Annotated in this window: 14 protein-coding genes; 8 read left to right on the top strand and 6 right to left on the bottom strand. The window is 72.7% G+C overall.

The genetic code is table 11. The annotated features are described in order from the left end of the window. Nucleotides 1-106: 106 nt before the first annotated feature. Together BOQ63_RS14165 and BOQ63_RS14160 are read left to right on the top strand one after the other, a co-directional pair. Nucleotides 107-2,149: an oxidoreductase gene (locus BOQ63_RS14165; protein ID WP_072654367.1), complete on the top strand. Its 2,043-nt coding sequence runs from the start codon at nt 107-109 to the stop codon at nt 2,147-2,149. A 214-nt stretch (nt 2,150-2,363) separates the two neighbouring features. Further along, on the top strand, nt 2,364-3,104 hold the full coding sequence (locus BOQ63_RS14160; protein ID WP_072654366.1) for a hypothetical protein: 741 nt from the start codon (nt 2,364-2,366) through the stop codon (nt 3,102-3,104). Nucleotides 3,105-3,176: 72 nt separating this feature from the next. Here BOQ63_RS14160 and BOQ63_RS14155 read toward each other — a convergent pair whose 3' ends face one another. Both BOQ63_RS14155 and BOQ63_RS14150 read right to left on the bottom strand, forming a co-directional pair. After that, nucleotides 3,177-4,415 (bottom strand): alpha/beta hydrolase, encoded by a 1,239-nt coding sequence (locus BOQ63_RS14155; RefSeq protein WP_030551836.1) that lies wholly within the window; start codon nt 4,413-4,415, stop codon nt 3,177-3,179. A gap of 322 nt (nt 4,416-4,737) precedes the next feature. Continuing rightward, the gene (locus BOQ63_RS14150; RefSeq protein WP_037828516.1) at nt 4,738-5,100 is read right to left on the bottom strand and encodes a hypothetical protein; all 363 of its coding nucleotides are present in this window, start codon (nt 5,098-5,100) and stop codon (nt 4,738-4,740) included. A 191-nt stretch (nt 5,101-5,291) separates the two neighbouring features. On the opposite strand from BOQ63_RS14150, the gene BOQ63_RS14145 reads away from it, so the two are divergent. Further along, on the top strand, nt 5,292-6,263 hold the full coding sequence (locus BOQ63_RS14145; RefSeq protein ID WP_030280072.1) for a DUF4331 family protein: 972 nt from the start codon (nt 5,292-5,294) through the stop codon (nt 6,261-6,263). Between the two features lie 63 nt (nt 6,264-6,326). Here the strand turns inward: BOQ63_RS14145 and BOQ63_RS14140 are convergent, their stop codons facing one another. The 3 genes from BOQ63_RS14140 to BOQ63_RS14130 all read right to left on the bottom strand — a co-directional run bounded on the left by BOQ63_RS14140 (nt 6,327) and on the right by BOQ63_RS14130 (nt 10,753). Then, nucleotides 6,327-7,040 (bottom strand): MFS transporter, encoded by a 714-nt coding sequence (locus tag BOQ63_RS14140; protein WP_191093562.1) that lies wholly within the window; start codon nt 7,038-7,040, stop codon nt 6,327-6,329. Nucleotides 7,041-7,222: 182 nt separating this feature from the next. Then, nucleotides 7,223-7,381 carry a hypothetical protein gene (locus BOQ63_RS14135; RefSeq protein WP_157846542.1) on the bottom strand — a complete coding sequence of 53 codons (159 nt, stop codon included), beginning with the start codon at nt 7,379-7,381 and terminating at the stop codon, nt 7,223-7,225. Between the two features lie 204 nt (nt 7,382-7,585). Continuing rightward, on the bottom strand, nt 7,586-10,753 hold the full coding sequence (locus BOQ63_RS14130) for a putative bifunctional diguanylate cyclase/phosphodiesterase (protein ID WP_150475892.1): 3,168 nt from the start codon (nt 10,751-10,753) through the stop codon (nt 7,586-7,588). Nucleotides 10,754-10,936: 183 nt separating this feature from the next. Between BOQ63_RS14130 and BOQ63_RS14125 the strand changes: the two genes are divergently transcribed. From BOQ63_RS14125 to BOQ63_RS14115, 3 genes are all read left to right on the top strand, one after another. Next, nucleotides 10,937-14,326, top strand: coding sequence for an amino acid adenylation domain-containing protein (locus BOQ63_RS14125; protein WP_079183600.1), 3,390 nt, complete (start codon nt 10,937-10,939; stop codon nt 14,324-14,326). Further along, nucleotides 14,323-15,138 carry a leucyl/phenylalanyl-tRNA--protein transferase gene (locus BOQ63_RS14120; protein WP_050366478.1) on the top strand — a complete coding sequence of 272 codons (816 nt, stop codon included), beginning with the start codon at nt 14,323-14,325 and terminating at the stop codon, nt 15,136-15,138. Before BOQ63_RS14125 ends, BOQ63_RS14120 begins: the two co-directional genes overlap by 4 nt. A 78-nt stretch (nt 15,139-15,216) precedes the next feature. Beyond that, nucleotides 15,217-16,827 (top strand): hypothetical protein, encoded by a 1,611-nt coding sequence (locus tag BOQ63_RS14115; RefSeq protein WP_191093560.1) that lies wholly within the window; start codon nt 15,217-15,219, stop codon nt 16,825-16,827. A gap of 75 nt (nt 16,828-16,902) precedes the next feature. Here the strand turns inward: BOQ63_RS14115 and BOQ63_RS14110 are convergent, their stop codons facing one another. Continuing rightward, the gene (locus BOQ63_RS14110; RefSeq protein WP_030280089.1) at nt 16,903-18,132 is read right to left on the bottom strand and encodes a serine hydrolase domain-containing protein; all 1,230 of its coding nucleotides are present in this window, start codon (nt 18,130-18,132) and stop codon (nt 16,903-16,905) included. A 233-nt stretch (nt 18,133-18,365) separates the two neighbouring features. On the opposite strand from BOQ63_RS14110, the gene BOQ63_RS14105 reads away from it, so the two are divergent. Both BOQ63_RS14105 and BOQ63_RS14100 read left to right on the top strand, forming a co-directional pair. Then, entirely contained in the window at nt 18,366-19,094 is a 729-nt protein-coding gene (locus tag BOQ63_RS14105; protein WP_072656253.1) for a GbsR/MarR family transcriptional regulator, read from the top strand. 130 nt (nt 19,095-19,224) lie between these two features. Then, on the top strand, nt 19,225-20,460 hold the full coding sequence (locus BOQ63_RS14100; RefSeq protein ID WP_143174718.1) for a hypothetical protein: 1,236 nt from the start codon (nt 19,225-19,227) through the stop codon (nt 20,458-20,460). Nucleotides 20,461-20,489 lie beyond the last annotated feature (29 nt).

Here is a 20,489-nt window from a genome sequence, read left to right as displayed (position 1 = left end):
CCGGCGGAGCCTATGCAACTAGTTGCATAGGCTGGCGGACGTCCCCTACCCTGCGGTAACAAACCGGGAGACACCTCCCACCGGCCACCCCCTTCAGGAGACGTCGATGAGTGCGACCCCCGGCAGCAGCCGCTACCCGCACCTGCTCAGCCCGCTCGACCTCGGCTTCACCACCCTGCCCAACCGGGTGGTCATGGGCTCGATGCACGTCGGCCTGGAGGAGGCCCCCGGCGGCTACGAGCGGATGGCCGCCTTCTACGCCGAGCGCGCCCGCGGCGGCGTCGGCCTGATCGTCACCGGCGGCATCGCCCCCAACGAGGCCGGGCGCCCCTGGGAGGGCGGCGCGATGCTGACCACCGAGGAGGAGGCCGACGAGCACCGGGTGGTCACCGACGCCGTGCACGCGGCCGGCGGGAAGATCGCCCTGCAGATCCTGCACTTCGGCCGCTACGCCTACCACCGCGACCTGGTCGCCCCCAGTGCCCTCCAGGCCCCGATCAGCCCCTTCGTACCCAACGAGCTCACCGCCGAGCAGGTCGAGCAGACCGTCGAGGACTTCGCCCGCTGCGCCGAACTCGCCCGCCGGGCCGGCTACGACGGCGTCGAGATCATGGGCTCCGAGGGCTACCTGATCAACGAGTTCGTCGTCGCCGCGACCAACCGCCGCGAGGACGAGTGGGGCGGGCCGTACGAGCGGCGGATGCGCTTCCCGGTGGAGATCGTCCGCCGGGTCCGCGAGCGGGTCGGCGAGGACTTCATCATCGTCTACCGGCTCTCCATGCTCGACCTGGTCCCCGGCGGCTCCACCCTGGACGAGGTCGTGCAACTCGCGCAGGCCGTCGAGGCCGCCGGCGCCAGCATCATCAACACCGGCATCGGCTGGCACGAGGCCCGCATCCCCACCATCGCCACCTCCGTGCCGCGCGGCGCCTTCGCCTGGGTCACCAAGCGCGTGATGGGCAAGGTCGGCATCCCGCTGGTCACAACCAACCGCATCAACACCCCGGAGGTCGCGGAGCAGTTGCTCGCCGAGGGCAACGCCGACCTGGTCTCGATGGCCCGCCCGCTGCTCGCCGACGCCGACTTCGTCGCCAAGGCGCGCGAGGACCGCGCCGACTCGATCAACACCTGCATCGGCTGCAACCAGGCCTGCCTGGACCACACCTTCAACCTCCAGATCACCTCCTGCCTGGTCAATCCGCGCGCCTGCCACGAGACCGAACTCGTCCTGGCGCCGACCAAGTTGCGCAAGAGCATCGGCGTCGTCGGTGCCGGACCGGCCGGCTTGTCCTTCGCCGTCTCCGCCGCCGAACGCGGCCACGCCGTCACCCTGTACGACGCCGCCGAGAGCGTCGGCGGGCAGCTGAACGTCGCTCGGCGCATCCCCGGCAAGGAGGAGTTCAACGAGACGCTGCGCTACTTCCGCACCCGGCTGGCCGAGTTGGACGTCACGCTGCGGCTCGGCGCCCTGGTGACCGCCGGGCAGCTCGCCGGGGAGGGGCACGACGAGATCGTCCTCGCGACCGGCGTCACGCCCCGAACTCCCGCCGACATCCCGGGAATCGACCACCCCAGCGTGCTCGGCTACCTGGACGTGCTGCGCGACGGCGCACCCGTCGGCGAGCGGGTCGCCATCCTCGGCGCGGGCGGGATCGGCTTCGACGTGGCCGAATTCCTCACCGACCAGGGCGACGAGGCGAGCCTCAACCCGCCGGTCTTCCAGGCGAAGTGGGGCATCGACCCGGAGTACCGCGAGCGCGGCGGCCTGCGCACGCCGGAGCGGCCGAAGCCCCCGCGCAGCGTCCACCTGCTGCAGCGCAGGACCAGCAAGGTCGGCGCCGGACTCGGCAAGACCACCGGCTGGATCCACCGCACCGAGCTCAAGCACCGCGGCGTCACCATGGTCGCCGGTGCGACGTACGACCTGATCGACGACGCCGGGCTGCACTTCACCGTCGACGGCGAGCGCCAACTCCTGCCGGTGGACACCGTGGTGCTCTGCACCGGGCAGGAGCCGCGCCGCGACCTCGACGAGGCGCTGCGCGAGCGCGGCCTGTCCGTGCACGTGATCGGCGGCGCGGACGTGGCGGCCGAACTGGACGCCAAGCGGGCCATCAAGCAGGGCACGGAACTCGCCGCGACCATCTGACGTCGGGTAGCCGGGGGGCTACCCGGCGCACCGGGGCCCGCAGCCGCGCGCTGCGGGCCCCGGCCGCTGCCGCCTCGCGCACCGTCCGTCTTTCCGCCTGCTTCGTTCGCATCATCGCCGCTGACCTGCGACGGTTCCCGCCCGCGCGCCCCGTGCGCCCCCCGGTGGGAGACTGGTGCCCTGTCCCTGCCCGAACTCTCGACCGGGGGCCAGCATGTCCCTCCCGAGGCCTCTCCACGCCCTCACCGTCGCGGTCCTGGTCGCGGTGGCCACCCTGGGCCCGGCAGGCGCCGCCGGCGCCGATCCGGCTCCGGCGCTGCCCTCCGCCGACCAGCTGAAGTCGGCGCTGCTCGGCGTGGACGACCTCGGCCCGGACTACACCGAGGCGCCGACTCCTGACAGTCCCAGTCCCAGTCCCAGCCCGAGCGCCGACCCGACCCCGGTCACCGGCTGCGACGCGCTCAGCGCCCTGATCACCATGCACGCCACCGCGCCCGGCCCCGTGACCCCGCAGGCCGAGACCGAACTCGACGGCCAGGACGGCAGCCCGATGGTGACCGAGTCCCTGACGGCCGTGGACCCGGGCAGGCTCACCACGGACTTCAACACCGCCACCGACGCGTTCAAGACCTGCCACACCATCACCTTCAACGCCGGCACCGAGGACTCGGTGACCTTCACCGTCACTCCCGTCACCCTCGGCGACCGCCAGGACGCCCCCGCCGTCCGGCTCGACGGCACCCTCGCCGGCGTCCAGCTCAACGCCTTCGTCGGCATCGAACGCTTCGGCACCGTCGGCATGGTCTACGGCTTCTTCCAGCGCGAGTCCTCCGAAGCCCAGACCGCCTCGATGCAGTACCGCACCGCCGTCGCCAAGGTCGAACGCACCCTCGGCACCACCGCCGGCAGCACCACCCCACCCACCGCCTCCGCCGTCCAGGGCATGTCCGTCTGACGCCGCCGGCCTCGGGCACGCAGGAGGACGGACGGGCGGCCGCACCCCCGTGGCGGCCGCCCGTTGCGGGGGTCACGGCAGGAACTTGACGTCCGGGAAGCGCGGCGACGGGCCGTCGAGGAGGGAGCCACGGCGGTGGCGGAGGTGGAGGTCGAAGAAGGCGAGCGGGTAGGCCTGCTGGATGCGCACCGAGCTGTCGGCGGGGAGGGTGCCGACCATCTGCTGGACCTGTTGCGCGGGAAGCCCCAGGAGCTCGGCGACCTGCGGCATCAGCGGCGCCGCGTCGCTGTACGAGCTGTGGCGGACGCCGTCGGCCTGGATGTTGCGCCGCCAGCCGCGCAGGTGGTTCCAGAAGGTGACCGCGTCCGGGTTCTGGTCGCGGCCGAACTCGGCGGTCAGCATCAGGAAGGGGCGGTCGAGGTCGGTGACGGTGATCGCCTGCATCGGTCCGTCGATGCTGAGGCCGGCCCGGACACGGCGGTCGGCCATGGTGACGGCGGCGGTGGCCGAGCCGCCCTTGGACCAGCCGAACATGCCGACGTCCAACGGGTCGGGGGCGCCGAGCAGGCCGTCGGGGAGCGGCTTGCCGTCCATGTCGGGATTGCGTCCGGCGGCGATCTCCTCGACGCAGTCCAGCACGAAGCGGGCGTCGGCGGCGTAGTCCCGGGGGCCCAGCCTGGGCGCGCCGTCGATCCACGGGGTGAGGACGCGGCCGTCGGGGAACTCGGTGAAGGCGTCCCAGGTGTGGTCGACGGTGACCACGACGTAGCCGTGGCTGGCGAGTTCCTGGACGGTGACGGTGTTGATCGCCCGGTGGGAGTGGGCGCCGTGCGAGTAGACGACGACGGGCAGCCGGTGACCGGTGCGGTGGCCGGTACGGTGGACGGGCGCGCCCAGGTGGCCCGCGGTGAGCGGGGTGGCGGAGAGCGGGAGCTTGAAGCCGAAGTCGTCCAGGTAGGCCCTCATGGCGCCGTCGGTCATCCAGGGGGCGAGCGGCAGCTCGTCGGCGCGCTCGGCGGGGTACCAGACGCTCGCCATCAGCTCGCGGTAGCGGCCGGGGCCGGCGAAGGGGTCCGGCCGGGAGGTGTCGCGCAGGTGGAGGGCGGCCGTGCCGACGCGGTGCGGGCCGGTGGGCCCGGGCAGGGTGAGCCGCCCGGCCGCGGGCCCGGGGGTGCTGCTCGGGGGAGTGGGGGCCTCCGCCCGGGCGGTGGAGGCCAGGCCGAGCGGGGCGGCGGCACCCAGAGCCAGGGCGGCGCCCAGCATGCGACGGCGGGTCGGTCCGTTGGGGCTGGTGAACGGCGTGGTGTCCATGCGCCGAACGCTGTCACGCGACGCCGGGGACCAGCATCGGCCCACCGATTGATCTCCCGCCCACACGCATTGGCCCACGGGTTTACATCCCCGGGTTGATGCGCGCCCGGCGGAAGCGAGGCGCGCGCGAGCGGCGCGTGCGGCCGTGAGGCGTGGGACGGCGAGGCGCGCGACAGCGACGCGTGCGGCCGTGAGGCGTGGGACAGCGAGGCGCGCGACAGCGACGCGTGCGGGAGTGAAGCGCGCGGAAGCCCGGGTGCGCGCTGGGTTCCGCGGCCCCGGGCTTCGGTTGCCGGCGGGTTCTCCGGCCTTGTCCCTCAGGTCAGTTGAAGACCAGGACGTCGGTGCGCATCGGCAGCGAGCTGCCCCAGTCGATGTTGATCTTGAACGTCACCTCGCCGTTGCCGGGGGCGATGCTCGACACCTGGAAGGCGGCGGCGCCCACGAAACGGTTCCCGTTGGAGTCGATCTCGGAGGCGGTGATGACGACGGTCGAGTTGATCCCGATGACGTTCCACGGGAGCCGGAGGTTGAAGATCCCGTGCGCCGGGGTCCAGGTCCACCAGGCCCGCCACACGGCACCGACGTTGCCGCCGACGTCCGCGAGGTTCTCGCTGTGGATGGTGGGCTGGGAGTGGTCCGCGATCTGCGGGATCTCGGAGGCGGAGGATTCGGTTGCGGTCATGGCGGCAACTCCTTACGCCGGGAGAGCCTCAAGAGCTCTCCGAATACTCCGAGTGTCGGTCAGTATGCGGAGCGTCGCAATCACTCGTGCGGGTGAAGCTGCGGCGCGCCGCCGGGTCCTACCGGGTCCGGTGAGGCGGTGTCCGGGTGTGTCGAGGGGGCCGGGTGCGGTCCGACTGCTACCAAAACCCCATGTCCCACCACCTCAGCGGCCCCAACCTCCGCTCCCCGCGCGGCGACGCCCGCCTCGACATGACCGACCTGTTCGCCTTCCCGGCCGCCGACACACCCGGCCGCACCGTCCTGATCCTCAACGTCAACCCGTACGCGCCCACCCAGGCAGCCGAGTTCCACCCCGACGCCGTCTACCGGATCAACGTCGACAACGACGGCGACCACCGCGCCGACGTCGCCTACTCGTTCACCTTCTCGACGCCGGAGAGCGGCACCGGCGCGCAGCGCGTCACCGTCCACCGGTCCACCGGCGCCGCGGCCCGGAAGCACGAACCCACCGGCGACGTGCTCTTCTCCGAGGCTCTGGTGGCGTTCGGCGACGCGCCCGACGTGATCGAGGCGAACGGCTACAAGCTGTCCGTCGGCCTGCGCAGCGACCCGTTCTTCGCCGACCTCGAAGGCATCGTCGACAACTTCACCTGGACCGGCAAGGACGCGATGGCCGACGCCAACGTCTTCGGAATCGCCCTCGAAGCCCCGGACGCCGACCTCGGCCCGGACCCGACCATCGGCATCTGGGGCCGGGTGAGCCTGCGTCAGAACGGCCAGTTGGTCTCCGTCGACCGGGGCGCCCACCCGTCGCTCACCGCGTACTTCAACGCCGAGGAGGTCAAGGACGCGTACAACGCGGGCGAGCCCGCCGACGACTGGGAGACCTACCACGAGGCCTGGACGGCCGTCCTCCAGCACACCGGCGACTACACCACCGCGGCCGCCACCGAGACGCTGAAACTCGTCCTGCCGGACATCCTCCGCTACGACCGCTCCCGCCCGGCCGGCTACCCCAACGGCCGCACCCTGGTGGACGACGTGACCTCGGCCCGGCTCACCATGGTCTCCGGCGGCAAGATCCCCACCGACCACATCGGCCCGCACACCGACCTGCTCCCGACCTTTCCGCACCTCGGGCACCCGCATCCCGTCAAGTAGCGCCAATCCGAACCGAGTTGACCGGCCCGCCGCGATGCCCCTCGGCGGGCCGTTCGCATCCGCTCAGTCAGCGGGCCTGCGCCCGGCGCGCAGCAGTACCGCGATCAGCGCGGCCAGCACCAGGCCGACGGCCGCCAGGCCCCAGAGCACGGAGCGGAAGGCGGAGTCGTAGGCGCGGGTGAGGAACTCGGCGAAGCCCGTACGGTCGGCCGCGTCCGAGAGCCCGGCGGCGCCGACGAGGTCGCCCCCGGCCGCCTGGTCGGCGACCCGTGCGGCGTCGGCGGCCCCCGGGTACCCGTCGATGCCGTCGCCGACCCGCCGCCCGAGCGCGGTGGCCAGCGCCGAACCGTACACCGCGACGGCCACTGCCTCGCTGCCCAGGCGCAGGGTGTTGAGGAAGCCCGCCGCCATGCCCGCCTTGGCCGGGTCGACCAGCGCCAGCGCCTGGCCGTCGACCAACCCGGCGGACAGGCCCATCCCCGCACCGGTGACCAGCATCGGGCCGGCGAGGACCGGCGCCCCGACCGAGGAGGAGAGCACGGTGAGCGCCAGGTCACCGAGGACCAGGCAGGCCAGGCTCAGGAAGACCAGGGTGAGCGGGCGGACGCCCCGGCCGACCAGCCTGGCGGCGAGCATCGGACAGACCAGTACCGGGGCTGTCAGCAGCAGCATGAGCAGACCGGCGGTGCCGGTGTCCCGGCCGTTGACGGCGGTCAGGTAGCTCGGGAGATAGGTGAGCAGGGTGACGAAGCCGTGGAGACCGCGGTCAGCGCGCACACGAGGCCGATCAGGAAGTAGACGATCGCCCACGGACTGCGCCGCTTCTGCATGGTATTACCACAGTCACGTTGTGCGCCGGGGCGCCGTCCGGAGATCGGACGGCGCCCCGGCAGGTTGATTCAGCGGATCAATGCCCACTGATCGGACAATCTAGAAGTTGAACGGCTTGAAGAAGAAATTCAGCGGGAAAGGACGGGGAAGTCCGCGTGGCGGAGTCCCATGGCGATGTCCATCAGCACGTCGTCCTCGTCTCCGAAGGATTCGGTGACCGTCCTCAGAAGGGCCTCCCAGCTTGTCAGATCGGGAAGTTCGGAATGCCGGAAGACATCCAGTCCCATGGTGAGCTCCAGCTTCCTGGCAGAACGGATGGGCAGTGATTACCCTGCCATGGCGCGCAACCACTTTGATGCGCGTCTTTCGCGCTTCGTTCGGACTGTGACCGACCGTCTTGTTGACGAAGTCGTGGACGTGGATGTGGCCCGGCGTGCGTTGGTGTTCGCGTGGGCCGGAGCCTTCTTGATGGCCGTCCCCGGGGAACGCTGTCAGGCGGGTTCGTACGTTGCCCGGCGGACCAGGGCCTGGGCGCGGGGGCCGTCCATCGGGCGGGCGAAGAGGTAGCCCTGGCCGAGGGGGCAGCCCATGGCGGCGAGCAGGTCGCGCTGGTCGGGGTGTTCGATGCCCTCGGCGATGACCTGGACGCCGAGGGTGTCGGCGATCCGGGTGATGCCCTCGACCAGGGCGTGCTGCTGGGGGGAGAGGCCGAGTCCGTCGATGAAGGACTTGTCGATCTTCAGCAGGGAGATCGGGAACTCGCGCAGGTAGGACAGCGAGGAGTAGCCGGTGCCGAAGTCGTCGATGGCGAGGCCGATGCCGAGGTCGCCGAGGGTGGCCATGTCGGCGCGCAGCCGGTCGTCGCGGCGCATCAGGACGGATTCGGTGAGTTCCAGGACGAGGGTGCTTGGGTCGATGCCGGAGGAGTCCAGGGCGTGGCGGACCACGTCGACGAAGCCGGCGTCGCGGAACTGGCGGGCGGAGACGTTGACGTTGACCCGCAACGGGGGCCGCCCGGCAGCGGCGCGGGCTGCGGAGCTGGCGGCGTGCCAGGCGGCGGCCTCCTCGGCGGCGCGTTCCAGGACCCAGGCGCCGAGCGGCACGATCTGGCCGCTCTCCTCGGCGAGGGCGATGAACTCGTCGGGCAGCACCATGCCGCGCCGGTCGTGCGGCCAGCGGACCAGGGCCTCGAAGGCCACCAGGTCGCCCGTGTGCAGGTCGACGATCGGCTGGTAGTACAGCTGGAAGGCCGATTCCGCGATGGCGGAGTCCAGGTTCTCGTTCAGCTCGTGGCGTTCCACCAGCCCCGCCTGCAGGGCCGGCCGGTAGTGGCACCACTGTCGGCGGCCGGCCGCCTTCGCGGAGTAGAGGGCGAGGTCGGCGTGGGTGAGCAGTTCGGCGGCGTCCACGCTGTCCTCGGTGGTCGCCACGCCGATGCTGGCGTTGACCCGGACGGCGCCGGCGCTGAGCTTGAACGGTTCTGCGAACACCGCGAGCACCACGCCCGCGATGGTGTCCACGTCGGTCGGGCACAGCGCGTCCTCGACCAGGACGGCGAACTCGTCGCCGCCGAGCCGGGCGGCGGTGTCCGAGCTGCGCAGCGCGGTGGAGATCCGCAGTGAGACGGCGACCAGCAGTTCGTCGCCCACCGCGTGGCCCTGGGTGTCGTTGACCACCTTGAAGTCGTCCAGGTCGATGAACAGCACCCCGGTGACGGCCCCGCTGCGCTCGCCGCGGGCGAGTGCGTGGCCGACCCGGTCCTGGAACAGCACCCGGTTGGCGAGACCGGTCAGCGAGTCGTGGAAGGCCCGGTGGGTCAGCTCACGCTCCATCTGGCGCTGCTCGGTCACGTCGCGCAGGGTGAGCACCAGGCCGCCGACCGTCGGGTCGTCGTGCAGGTCGGTGTAGCGGACCTCGGCCTCGATCGGGGTGCGGTCCTGGCGCAGCAGCCGCCAGTGCTCGCGCGGTTGGTCGCCCCGGGGCGGGTCGGCGGGGCCGCGCATCCGGGCCAGCGCCTTGCCGACCTCCCGGCTGTCCTCGGGCGGGACGAGGTCGGTGAACCGGGTGCCGTCCAGGTCGGCGCGGCCGAGCACGCGTTCGGCGGAGGAGGAGGCGTAGCGGATGCCGTCGTCGGCGTCGAGGATCAGGATGACGTCGCTGGCGTTCTGCACCAGGGTGCGGAAGTACAGCTCGCTGTTGCGCCGGGCGACCTCCTGGCTCAGCACCAGGCGTTCGACGGCCAGGGCCGCCTGGGCGGCGAGTATCTCCAGCGAGCCCCAGAGGCTGGTCAGCTCCTGTTCGGTGCCGGTGACCACGAGCGCGCCGATCAGCGGGTTGCCGGAGGGGCGTTCGGCCAGCACGAGGGGGCAGACCAGGGCGGCGGGCATGCCGCCGAGGTGGGCGGGCAGGTCGACGGAGCCGACGGGCAGCAGTCGGGTCTCGCGGTGGGCGGCGAGGCGGGTGAGCACCTCGTCCTCCCGGGGCGGGCCGGTGCCGCCGTCCGGGCCGGTGCCGCCGTCCGGGCCTGAGTCGCCGTCCGGGCCGGGGCCTCCTCCTGAACCGGGGTCCTCGCCGCCCTTGCCGTTCCCGGCCCGCCGGACGTGCAGCACCCCGTACTCGGTGACCCCGAGCAGCGCGACGTGCCCGCGCTCGGCGGGCATCAGGGTCGAGACGGCGGACTGCACGGCGTCCGCGACCTCCGCCACCGTGACGGCCGCGGTCAGCCGGGCGCCCGCCTCGCGCAGCGTCCGCTCGCGGGCCACCGCCTGGCGGCGGGCGACCACCACGACCGCCAGCCGGGCGAGCACCAGCAGGTAGAGGAGGGCGGAGAAGGCGCCGATCACGCCCGCGTTGTGGGTGTTCCCGGCCAGCGACTCGATGATCAGGATGGCGGGCGCGATCAGCGAGGCCATGGTCAACAGGGCGAGCCGGGTGGCTGAGAGGTCGGGCTGCTGGGTGGGGACGGGCCTGGTCAGCTCGACCATCGAGGGGTGCAGCGCGGCCGCGCCCCAGGCGGTGTAGAAGGCGGCCCAGCCGAGTTCGACGCCGGTGCCGATGCGCCAGGTGCCGTGCAGCTGGATCAGCCCGTAGAGGACGTCGGCGGTGAGCAGGCCGAGGGCACCGACGGTGAGCAGCTGCAGGGAGCGGGAGTTGCCGCCGCGTGGGGTCAACAGCCGTAGCAGCAGGGCGAGCACGATCACGTCGCTGAGCGGGTAGGCGATCGAGAAGGCCTTCTGGAACCAGGTGAGGTCCGGGTTCAGGGCGTACGGGAGGATCAGGTAGATCCAGACGAGCAGGGCCAGGCCGAGTGTGATGATCAGGGCGTCGAGCAGTCCGGCGCAGTCCTGACGGGCCGTTCGCCATCGGATGAAGCCGAGCAGGCCGACGGCGTACAGCACGAACTCGGCGAGGTAGAAGCCGTCGGCGACGGACGGGAACGGGTTGTTCAGGTGCAGGATGTCGAGTTGGAGGGCCTGCACGGCCTCGCCGGTGGTGAAGCTGAGGTTGGCCAGCGCCAGCAGGTACCAGAACAGCGGGTGCCGGGGGCGGTTGAGCCGGACGCCGGCCACGACGGCGGCGACGCCACCGAGGCCCATGCCCGTCCACCAGATGATCCGCAGCCCGGGATCGGCGAAGTAGATGCCGGTGAACAGCACCATCCAGCACAGGTAACACACCATCAGGCGTTGTCGCCGGAAAGTCAAAGAGGCTCCCTCCTCCGCGGCGCCACCCCGCCGCGGGGGCGGGGGAGTTCGGGCGAGGACGGGTCTGTCGGGGCCGATCCACCCACGACCCGGCGACGTCCGGCGGGCTGTGCGACGGACGTTGTCGGGGTGCCGTGAGTGCGTATAGTCGGAAATGTCGCACCTCCCAGCATTCTGCCGCTTCAGCAAGAGGTCAAGCCGGTGGACGACGCAGCCCACAGCGCAAGGGGCGTACGCACGGATGTGAACCCCGGGCGTCACGCCGTGGTACGGAACGACGACGGTCAGCACGCGATCTGGCCGGGGGACTTGCCCCTGCCGGCCGGCTGGCGGCAGGTGTACGGGCCGACCGGGCGGGCCCAGTGCCGGGCCTGGGTGGAACGGAACTGGCGGCAGGAGCCGGTCCGCGGTGCCCGCGCCGGTTTCGCGGAGACGGTGCACGGACTGTTCCGGGCCCGGGCCGCGCACGATCCGGCGGCGGTCGCGGTGGAGGGGGAGGGTGCCACGCTGAGCTACCGCGAGTTGGACGGGCGCAGCGACCGGCTGGCCGCGGCGCTGCGGGGCCGGGGGGTGGGGCCGGAGCAGGTGGTGCCGGTGTGCCTGCGGCGCGGGGTGGAGCTGGTGGTGGCCTGGCTGGCGGTGCTGAAGGCGGGCGCGGCCTTCCTGCCGCTCGACCCGGAGCATCCGCCGCGGCGGCTCGCGGGGCTGGTGGCGGACTGCGGGGCGCGGGTGGCGGTCACGGACGGCGCCGGGTTCGACGGGGTGGAGGTGGTGGCGCCGTCGGAAGGGGTTTCGGCGCGCCTGTCGGAGTACGGATCCGCGTCGGAGGGCGGCTCCGCGTCGGAGGACGGCTCCGCACCCGAGGACGGTTTCGCGCCCGACGATCTCGCGTACCTGATCTACACCTCCGGCACCACCGGCCGCCCCAAGGGCGTGCCGGTCACTCACCGTTCACTGGTGTTCACCCTCGACCGGGTCGTCCGTGCCTACGGCCTCGCCCCCGGCGAGCGGGTGCTCCAGCTGGCCGCGCTCGGCGCGGACACCGCGCTGGAGCAGGTGTTCTCCGCACTGCTCGCGGGTGCGACCGTCGTGCTCGGCGGCCGGGACACCTGGGCGCCCACCGAACTGGTCCGGCGACTGCCCCGGCTCGGTCTGACGGTCGCCGACTTCACGCCCGCGTACTGGCACCACGTGCTCGACCTGCTGCCGCGCGGCGGGCCCGCCGCGGCGGGGCTGCGGATGGTGGTGGTCGGCGGGGACGTGCTGCACGCCGACGACTGCCGGGCCTGCCGGGAGCGGCTGCCGGGGGTGCGGCTGCTCAACGCGTACGGGGTGACCGAGGCGGCCGTCACCTCCCTCCGCTGCGAGGTCACCCCGGAGCTGCTGGACGCCCCCACCGCGCCGGTGCCGATCGGCCGACCGCTGCCGGGGGTGCGGGTGCACGTGCTGAACGAGCGGCTGCGGCCGGTGCGGCCCGGCGAGCGGGGCGAGATCCACCTCGGCGGGCCGGGCCTGGCCCGCGGCTACTGGCGGCAGCCCGGGCTCACCGCCGAATCGTTCCTGCCCGACCCGTACGCACCGCTGCCCGGCGAGCGGATGTACCGCACCGGCGACGCCGGGCGCTGGCGGGCGGACGGACAGCTGGAGATCCTCGGGCGCTTCGACGACCAGGTGAAGGTGCGCGGGCACCGGGTCGACCCGGCGGAGGTCGAGGCGGTGCTGGCCGACCACCCGGCGGTGCGGCAGGCCCGGGTCGCGGCCGACGGCAGCGCGCCGGACGGCAGCCGGGTGCTCACCGCCTACTACACGCTCGGGGACGACGCCGTCGTGCGGCCCGAGCTGCTGCGCGCCTTCCTGGCGGAACGGCTGCCGGAGTACCTCGTCCCGGCGGAGTTCGTACCGCTGGAGGCCATGCCGCTCACCGCGGCCGGGAAGATCGACCGACGGTCCCTGCCGCGCGCCCCGGTGCGGACGGCCCCGGTGCAGCAGACCCCGGTGCGAACGTCCCCTGCCGTCAGCGCACTCGGATCCGGCGCCCTAGGACCCGGCGCCGTCGAGCCCGATGCCGTCGGACCCAGCGCCGTGGAGGCGGCCGTCGGCCACCTCTGGGCGGAGCTCCTCGGCGCCGAACACGTCGGCCCCGACGACGACTTCTTCGCCCTCGCTGGCACCTCACTGCTCGCCATGGAGATGCTCGCCCGGGCCCGGATGATGTTCGGCCTGGACATCGGCCACGTCCGCACCCTCACCCGGGCGCTGCTGCGCTCGCCCGTGCTGCGCGACTTCACCACCGCGCTGCAGGCCGCCCGCACCGGGGTCGCCCAGGGCGAGGCCGCCGTCGACTGGCATGCCGAGGCCCAACTCACCCACACTGTGGGCCAGTCCTGGAGCCCGGCACCGTCCCGGGCCGAGCCCGCCGAGATCCTGCTCACCGGCGCCACCGGCTTCTGCGGCGCGCACCTGCTGGACGTCCTGCTCGCCACCACCCGGGCACGGATCCACTGCCTGGTCCGGGCGCCCGACCAGGAACACGCGCTGGAACGGCTGCGCGCGAGCCGACAGCGCTTCCTGCGGCGGGACCTGGCGGACGCCCGGGTGGTGCCCCTGGTCGGGGACCTCGCCGCCGAGCGACTTGGGCTGACTGGGCATCAGTTCGAGTGGCTGGCCGAGCACCTGGACGCCGTGTACCACCTCGGCGGGCAGGTCAACTTCCTCTACCCGTACCACCAGTTGCGCGCACCCAACGTCGGCGGCACCCGGGAGGTGGTCCGGCTCGCGGGGTACAGCCGGGGCTTACCGGTGCACTACCTCTCCACCCTCGCCGTGCTCGCCGGGTTCGGCGCGGCCGGCGTCCGCGAGGTCACCGAGCGCACGCCGCTGGCCCACCCCGAGCGGCTCGGCGTCGGCTACGTCGAGAGCAAGTGGGTCGCCGAGCAGTTGCTGCACAACGCGGCGGCGGGCGGACTGCCGGTCACCGTGCTGCGCACCAACGACGTCACCGGGGACCTCGTGACCGGGGTGATGAACACCGGCACCGAACTCTGTGCGCTGATCAAGTACTTCGCCGACAGCGGCACCTGTCCGGACGTGCAGCTGCCGCTGGACTTCGTCCCGGCCGACCGGTTCACCCGCGCGGTCGCGCACATCGCCGCGCACGCGCCCGCCGACGGCGAGGTCTACCACCTCACCTCGCCGAACCCGGCCGGGCTCCCTGACCTGGCCGACCGGCTCCGGGCGCGCGGCCGCCGGATCGCCGAACTCCCGTACCGGGAATGGGTGCAGCGGCTGGTGCGGTTCGCCGCCGGGCACCCGACGCACCCGATCACACCCTTCGTCCCGCTGTTCGTCGACCGGGCGCCGGGAGCGGACCTGTCCATCAGCGAGCTGTACTTCCAGCCGGTGTTCCCGCGCTTCGACCGGCTCAACGCGGAGGCGGCGCTTCAGGGCAGCGGGATCGAACTGCCGGAGGTGGACGGTGCGTTGCTGGACCACTACCTGGCGCGGCTGGCTGACGAGGGGTTCCTGTGACCGTGACCGGTTTCGGCGCACTGGACCTCCAGCCGGCCGACGGTGAAGGACCGGTGGCCTTCGGCGGGGTGCTCGGACCGGAGCAGCTGCTGACAGCGTACCGGTACGGGCTGTTCCCGCTGCCCGCGGCGGACGAGTACGCGAGCGCCTACAACGAGGCGGTGTACGGCGAGGCGGTCGAGGCCGGGGAAGTGGTCCTGCTGCCGGGCGCGGAGGACCCGTACGCGCTCGCATGGTGGTCCCCCGACCCGCGGCCGGTGCTGCGCCCCGGCTCGGTTCGGCTGCCCCGCAGGCTCGCCCGGCGGCTGCGGGGCCGGTCGAGGGCAGCGGGCGCAGCGGAGGTAGCGGATGCAGCAGGGGCGGCGGGCGCGGCCGAGTGGTTCACGACCGCCGACGCCGCCTTCGGGGCGGTGCTCACGGCCTGCGCCGAAGGGCGCCAACCGGCTTGGCTCACCGAGGAGTTACGAGCGGCGCTGATGGAGCTGAACGCGCGCGGCGCGGCGCACAGCGTGGAGGTGTGGGAGGGCGAGGAACTGGTCGGCGGAGTGTTCGGGGTGGCCGTCTGGCCGGTGCTGAGCCTGGACTCCATGTTCCACCGGCGGCCGGACGCCGCCCGGGTCGCCGTCGCCGACCTCGGCGCGCGGTTCGGCGCCGCGGGCGGGCGGCTGCTCGACGCCCAGTGGGACGGGCCGTACGTGCGCAGCCTCGGTGCGGTGTCGATGGAGCGCTCCCGCTACCTCGCCGAACTGGCCGGGGCCCCCGGCGCGGGCATCCTGCCGACGGACCGGCTGCCGGTCGCGCGGCTGGTCTGACCTGCGGTTCCCGCTCGTTCCGGCCCCGCCTCGGCCTGCCTTAGACAAACTTATTCCTCGTCAGTAACATGACGCTGCGTGTTCAAGCCCTCGATAGGCCGGGCCGCGCCCGCAGCCCTGCTCACCCTCATCCTCGCCGGGACGGCCGCGTGCGGGCCCACCAGCCCCGGCAGCACCTCCCGGGCCGCCGGCGAACCCGCCGCCGCCACCAGCACCGCCGACACGGCCGCGACCACCGCCGGGGGCAGCCCGGCGGACGCCGCGAGCGCCTCCGGCGCCCCGCACGCCCGGGCCGGCACCCCGGCCTCCGGCCGTCCGACGCCGACCGGCACCAATGTCACGGCCGCGCCGGCCGGGGACAAGCAGGCCGTCATCGGCGCCCCGGGCAAGGACGGTGGCGCGGTCACGGCCGAGAACAAGGCCCTCCAACTCACCTCGTACGACCCGGGGAAGGGCACCGCGGTGCTCACCGGCGGCGGTGCGACGGCTTCGCCGACCGCGACCCCGTCGGTCTCGGCGTCAGCCCCGGCGACCCCGGCGGCCCCGTCAGCATCGGCGACCCCGTCGGCCCCGTCAGCTTCGGCGACCCCGTCGGTCTCGGCGTCGGCCTCGGCGTCCGTCAACGCCCCGGCCGCGGCCGTCCAGCCCGGCCAGCTGATCGCCAGCCCGCCCACCCCCGCCGCGCCGCAGGGCGCGCTGGTCGCCGTCACCGGCGTCAACCCCGGCGCGGGCAACACCCTCAACCTCACCACCCGTCCGGCCACCCTGTCCGAACTCCTCGGCGGCACCGAGGCGGACGGCCAGGTGCCGATCGACGTGCACGGCATCCAGGTGACCCCGCTGGTCAAGGACGTCAAGGCGACCGTCGGCGCCGACCTGGGCGGTGTGAAGGCCGACGCCTCCGGCACCCTGGAGGTCGACGTGAAGGCCCCCGTGCCGCTGCCCGGCGGCGCCAGCCTGGACGCCTCCGGCTCCCTCCAGCTCCACCCGGCCGTCCACTTCGCCTACCACGGCGCAGGCGCCGCGGCCCCGCGCACCGCCTCCGTCGGCTTCGACCTCGGCGCCCACGCGAACTGGAAGGTCACCGGTGACGTCGCCCGCAACACCGGCGCGGCGCCGATCCGGGTGCCCTTCGCCAAGCTGCAGGCCAGCCCGGTGCTGACCGTCGCCGGTCTGCCGGTGGTCGTCAACCTCGGCCTCACCTGCTACCTGGAGGTCGGCGCCGACGGCCAGGTCCACCTGGAGGCCCAGCAGGACGCCACCGGCACCTGGGCGGTGCGCGCCGACTACACCGGCGGCAAGGGCTGGACCTCGACCACCAGCGCCGACACCAAGGTCTCCCCGGTGCACGTCCGCCTCGACGGCAAGGCCTCCGTCCGCGCCGCCCTCGGAGCCGAGGTCAGCCTCGGCCTCTACGACACCGTCGGCGTCGAGACCACCGTCGCCCCCTACCTGGCCGCCAAGGCGGACGGCTCCCTCGCCGTCGACGTGCCCGGCAAGACGCCGCAGCTGCAGGGGAGCTGGTCGCTGGTCGGCGGTGTCGACCTGAGCGGCGCACTGACCGCCCACCTGAAGGTCTTCGGCACCCCGATCATCGAGGGCAAGCTCCCGTTCCCGCCCTTCCACCGCGAGTGGCCCCTCCTCACCGGCTCGGCCACCCTCCCGGCCCCGCGTCCGAGCAGCACCTGATCGATCACAGCTGAGAGAGGAGTGGGAAGTCGGCCGGTCCGACTTCCCGCTCCTCTTGCGTTGTGCGGGCCGGTGTCAGTCCTCGATCGCCTGGTAGACCGTGGTCCAGAAGTCGTGGATCAGCCGCGCCGAGTGCGGCACGGACATCCCGACCTGGGTGAGCACGATGCCGACGAGCCCGTTCTCCGGGTCGGCGTACGTCGAGGTGCCGCTGCCGCCGTCCCAGCCGAACTGGCCGACCGGCGCGTAGTCGCCGCGGTAGGTGCGCACCGCCATGCCGAAGCCCCAACCGCCGTGCTGCCCCTGGCCGTACGAGATATGGACGTTGTCGGCGGCCAGGGCGCGGCGGACGGCGGTCTGTTCGGGCGTCATGCGGTTGGTGGTCATCAGCCGGACGGCGGGGCGGGACAGGATCCGCTCGCCCTCGTGCACGCCGTGGTCGAGCAGCATCCGGAAGTAGGCGTGGTAGTCGTCGACGGTGGACACCAGCCCGCCACCGCCGCCGGGGAACGCCGGGGGCTTGCTCCAGCGTCCGTCGGCGGGTTCGTCCCACACGGTGAACGCCCCGGTCCGCGGGTCGGGGGCGTAGAGGGGCGGCAGCCGGTCGATCTTGCCGGCGGGAACGTGGAAGCCGGTGTCCTCCATGCCCAGCGGGTCGAAGATTCGTTCGTGGAGGAAGGATTCGAAGGGCTGGCCCGTGACCCGGGCGACGAGCACGCCGAGGAGGTCGCTGGCGATGTGGTACTGCCACTGCTCTCCGGGCTGGTGCATCAGCGGAAGCGTGCCGAGGCGGCGGATCCACTCGTCCGGCTCGGGCATCGGCGTCGGCAGGTCGGGGGTGAGCCCCTGCTCGAAGACCGAGTTCATGATCGGGGTGCCCAGCGAGGTCAGATCCATGCCGAGACCGAAGGTGCTGGTCAGGACGTCCCGCACGGTGATCGGCCGCTTGGCCGGGACGGTGTCGTCCAGCGGTCCGTCGATCCGCTTCAGTACCCGCCGGTCGGCGAGCTCCGGTAGCCACTGCTCCACCAGGTCGTCCAGCCGCAGCCGGCACTCGTCCAGCAGGACCATCGCGGCCGCCACCGAGACCGGCTTGGACGTCGAGGCCATCCGGAAGATCGTGTCCCGGCGCATCGGGGCGCCGCCGTCGTGGCCCATCGTGCCCAGTGCCTCGACGTACGTCTCGTCGCCCCGGCTGACCAGGGCGACGACCCCGGGGATCCGCCCGGAGTCGACGTGTCGCGTCAGCACGTCGCGCATCCTGCGCAGCCCTGCCTCCGAGAAACCGCCGTTGGTCTTTCCCATCATGGATCTCCCCCTGACTGAGTGTTCGGCAATCGCTGAACGCTTGAGAAGCTACATTGCGTTTATGAATCCGTCAATGCCGGGTGAGGGTCTCTATGGCCGTTCAATTAAGGCAACTTGGCCTTTTATTGCAATGAGTATGGCGCTGAACGCAATGGACGATCGGAACTCATGTTGCAATGAGGTGCGAGTGAACGCATACTGCGAAGACCGACAGGGAGGGGCGAGTGCCGATGCCCGGGGGCAGACTCACCGGCGAGGACCGCCGGCTCATCGCCGAGGGACTGGCCGCAGGGCTCGGCTACACCGAGATCGGCCGACGCCTGGGGCGGCCCGCCTCGACCGTCATGCGGGAGGTCACCCGCAACGGCGGGCCGGAGGAGTACCGGGCGAGCCGGGCGCAGGAAGCCACGCGGCAACGCGCGCGCCGTCGGAGGCAGGACCGGCCTCCGACGTCGACCGTTCCCGCCGGCGGCGATGGGCGCGACCCCCAGCAGGTCCAGGAGTTCACGGAGTTCTTCACGGTCCTCGTCGAACAGCAGGGGCTGCCCAGGATGGCGGCCAGGGCGCTGACGTGCCTGTGCGTCACCGACTCCGGCACCCTCACCGCCGCCGACCTGGTCCAGCGCCTCCGGGTCAGCCCGGCGTCGGTATCACAGGCCGTCAACGTCCTGGAGCAGCAGGGAATCGTCCGGCGCGAGCGGGCACCCGGCGAGCGCCGCGAGCGCTACGTCATCGACGACGACATCTGGCTCCGCTCCGCCCTCGCCGCGATGCGGATGAACGGCGCCCTGATCACCGCATCGCAGCGCGGGGCGGAGATCCTCGGCGCCACCACCCCGGCCGGTGCCCGCTTCGGCGCCTCCGCGGAGTTCCTCCTCCTCATGAGCGAGGCCCTCCAGCAGGTAATGGACCGCTGGCGCCAGCGAACGGACGCCCGGAACGCTGAGCGGGAGCGGTGACCGGCCGGGGTCCTCCACCGGCCGGGCGGGAGTACCTCGCGTAACACAACGCCCGGTCTTCCTCATCTCCTCCTGGGGGCAGGCCGATTGACGGCCCGCCGACTCCGACGAGATGCGAGGGGACCGAACGATGAAGCGAATACTGCGCCGGGCGGCAGTGGCATTGGCGGTTGCCGCGGTGACGGCGCTGGCGGCCCCGCCCGCCCTGGCCGCGGACGGTCCGGACGCCTCGAACGCACCGGATGCGTCCGAGGCGGCCGTCGCCGGCGGATTCACTCCCGGCAAACTCCCCGTGTCAGGAGCGGTGTTGAGTTCCGGAGTGCAGCTGGACAGCCACACCACGTGGGCCACGGGCTACCAGGTCACCGTCACCGGACCGCACGTGCGCTTCACGCCCGTGGTCGTGAGCCACGACGACCGCCGGGGTAAGCAGTGGACGGAACTGCCTCTCCCTGCACCGGACTTCAAGATGCGCTCCAACACGATCGCCGGCAGCTCGACGCACGATGCCTGGGTGTTCGGCGACCGCGAGCCCACCACCGGTCGGATCCTCGCCGAGCACTGGGACGGCGCCCACTGGGCGTCCACCCCGATCGAGCCGCCGCCCGGTGAGCTCTACGACCTCAACTTTCTCGGGTCCTCGGCGCCGCGCCCCGACAGCGCCTGGGCCGTCGGTGCCGCGAGCATCGTCACCGGCCGCACCCCCGGCCCCAACGGCGGCACGATCATCAACACCCGCACCGCCGGGCTGATCGAGCACTGGGACGGCTCCGCCTGGCACCGCATGAGCGCCGACGGGATCGACGGCGACTGGTGGCTCAACTCCGTCACCGAGATCGCCCGCGACGACGTCTGGGCGGTGGGCAACACCGCCGCCCCCGACGACAAACCGGTGCTCCTGCACTACGACGGCCAGGCCTGGAGCCGCGTCGCCGCTCCCGCCTTCACCGGCCTGGCCGGCGAGTACCAGAGCGTCGCCGCGAGCGGGCCGAAGGACGTCTGGGTCGTCGGTCGTACCATCCTCGCCGACAAGGACCGCGGCCATCCGCTGGTCGCCCACTTCGACGGCCGCACCTGGACGACCGTCCAGGCCCCCGAAGGCGTCGCCGGCAAGCTGTGGTCGGTCACCGCCGTCCCCGGTGGCATGGCCACCGTCGGCTGGGACCCGAGCGGTGCTCAGGATCGCCCGATCGGCTTCCGCTACACCCACGGCCGCTGGCAGAACCTGGACCTCTCGGTGACCGGCTACGAGGACGTCTCCTACCTGGCCGTCGTCGCCCCGGACAACCGCCTCACCGCCCTGGGCGCCGGCAGCACGCCCAAGTCCCAGGACTACCAGCCCCTGGCCCTCACCGGCCGGGGCTGAGCGGAAGGGCGACACCGGGTAGCGGGGCC

Source organism: Streptomyces viridifaciens, from assembly GCF_001888885.2.
GTDB classification, from domain to species: domain Bacteria; phylum Actinomycetota; class Actinomycetes; order Streptomycetales; family Streptomycetaceae; genus Kitasatospora; species Kitasatospora aureofaciens.
Note: the sequence above shows the minus strand (reverse complement) of the source record. Positions and strands in the feature narration are given on the sequence as shown.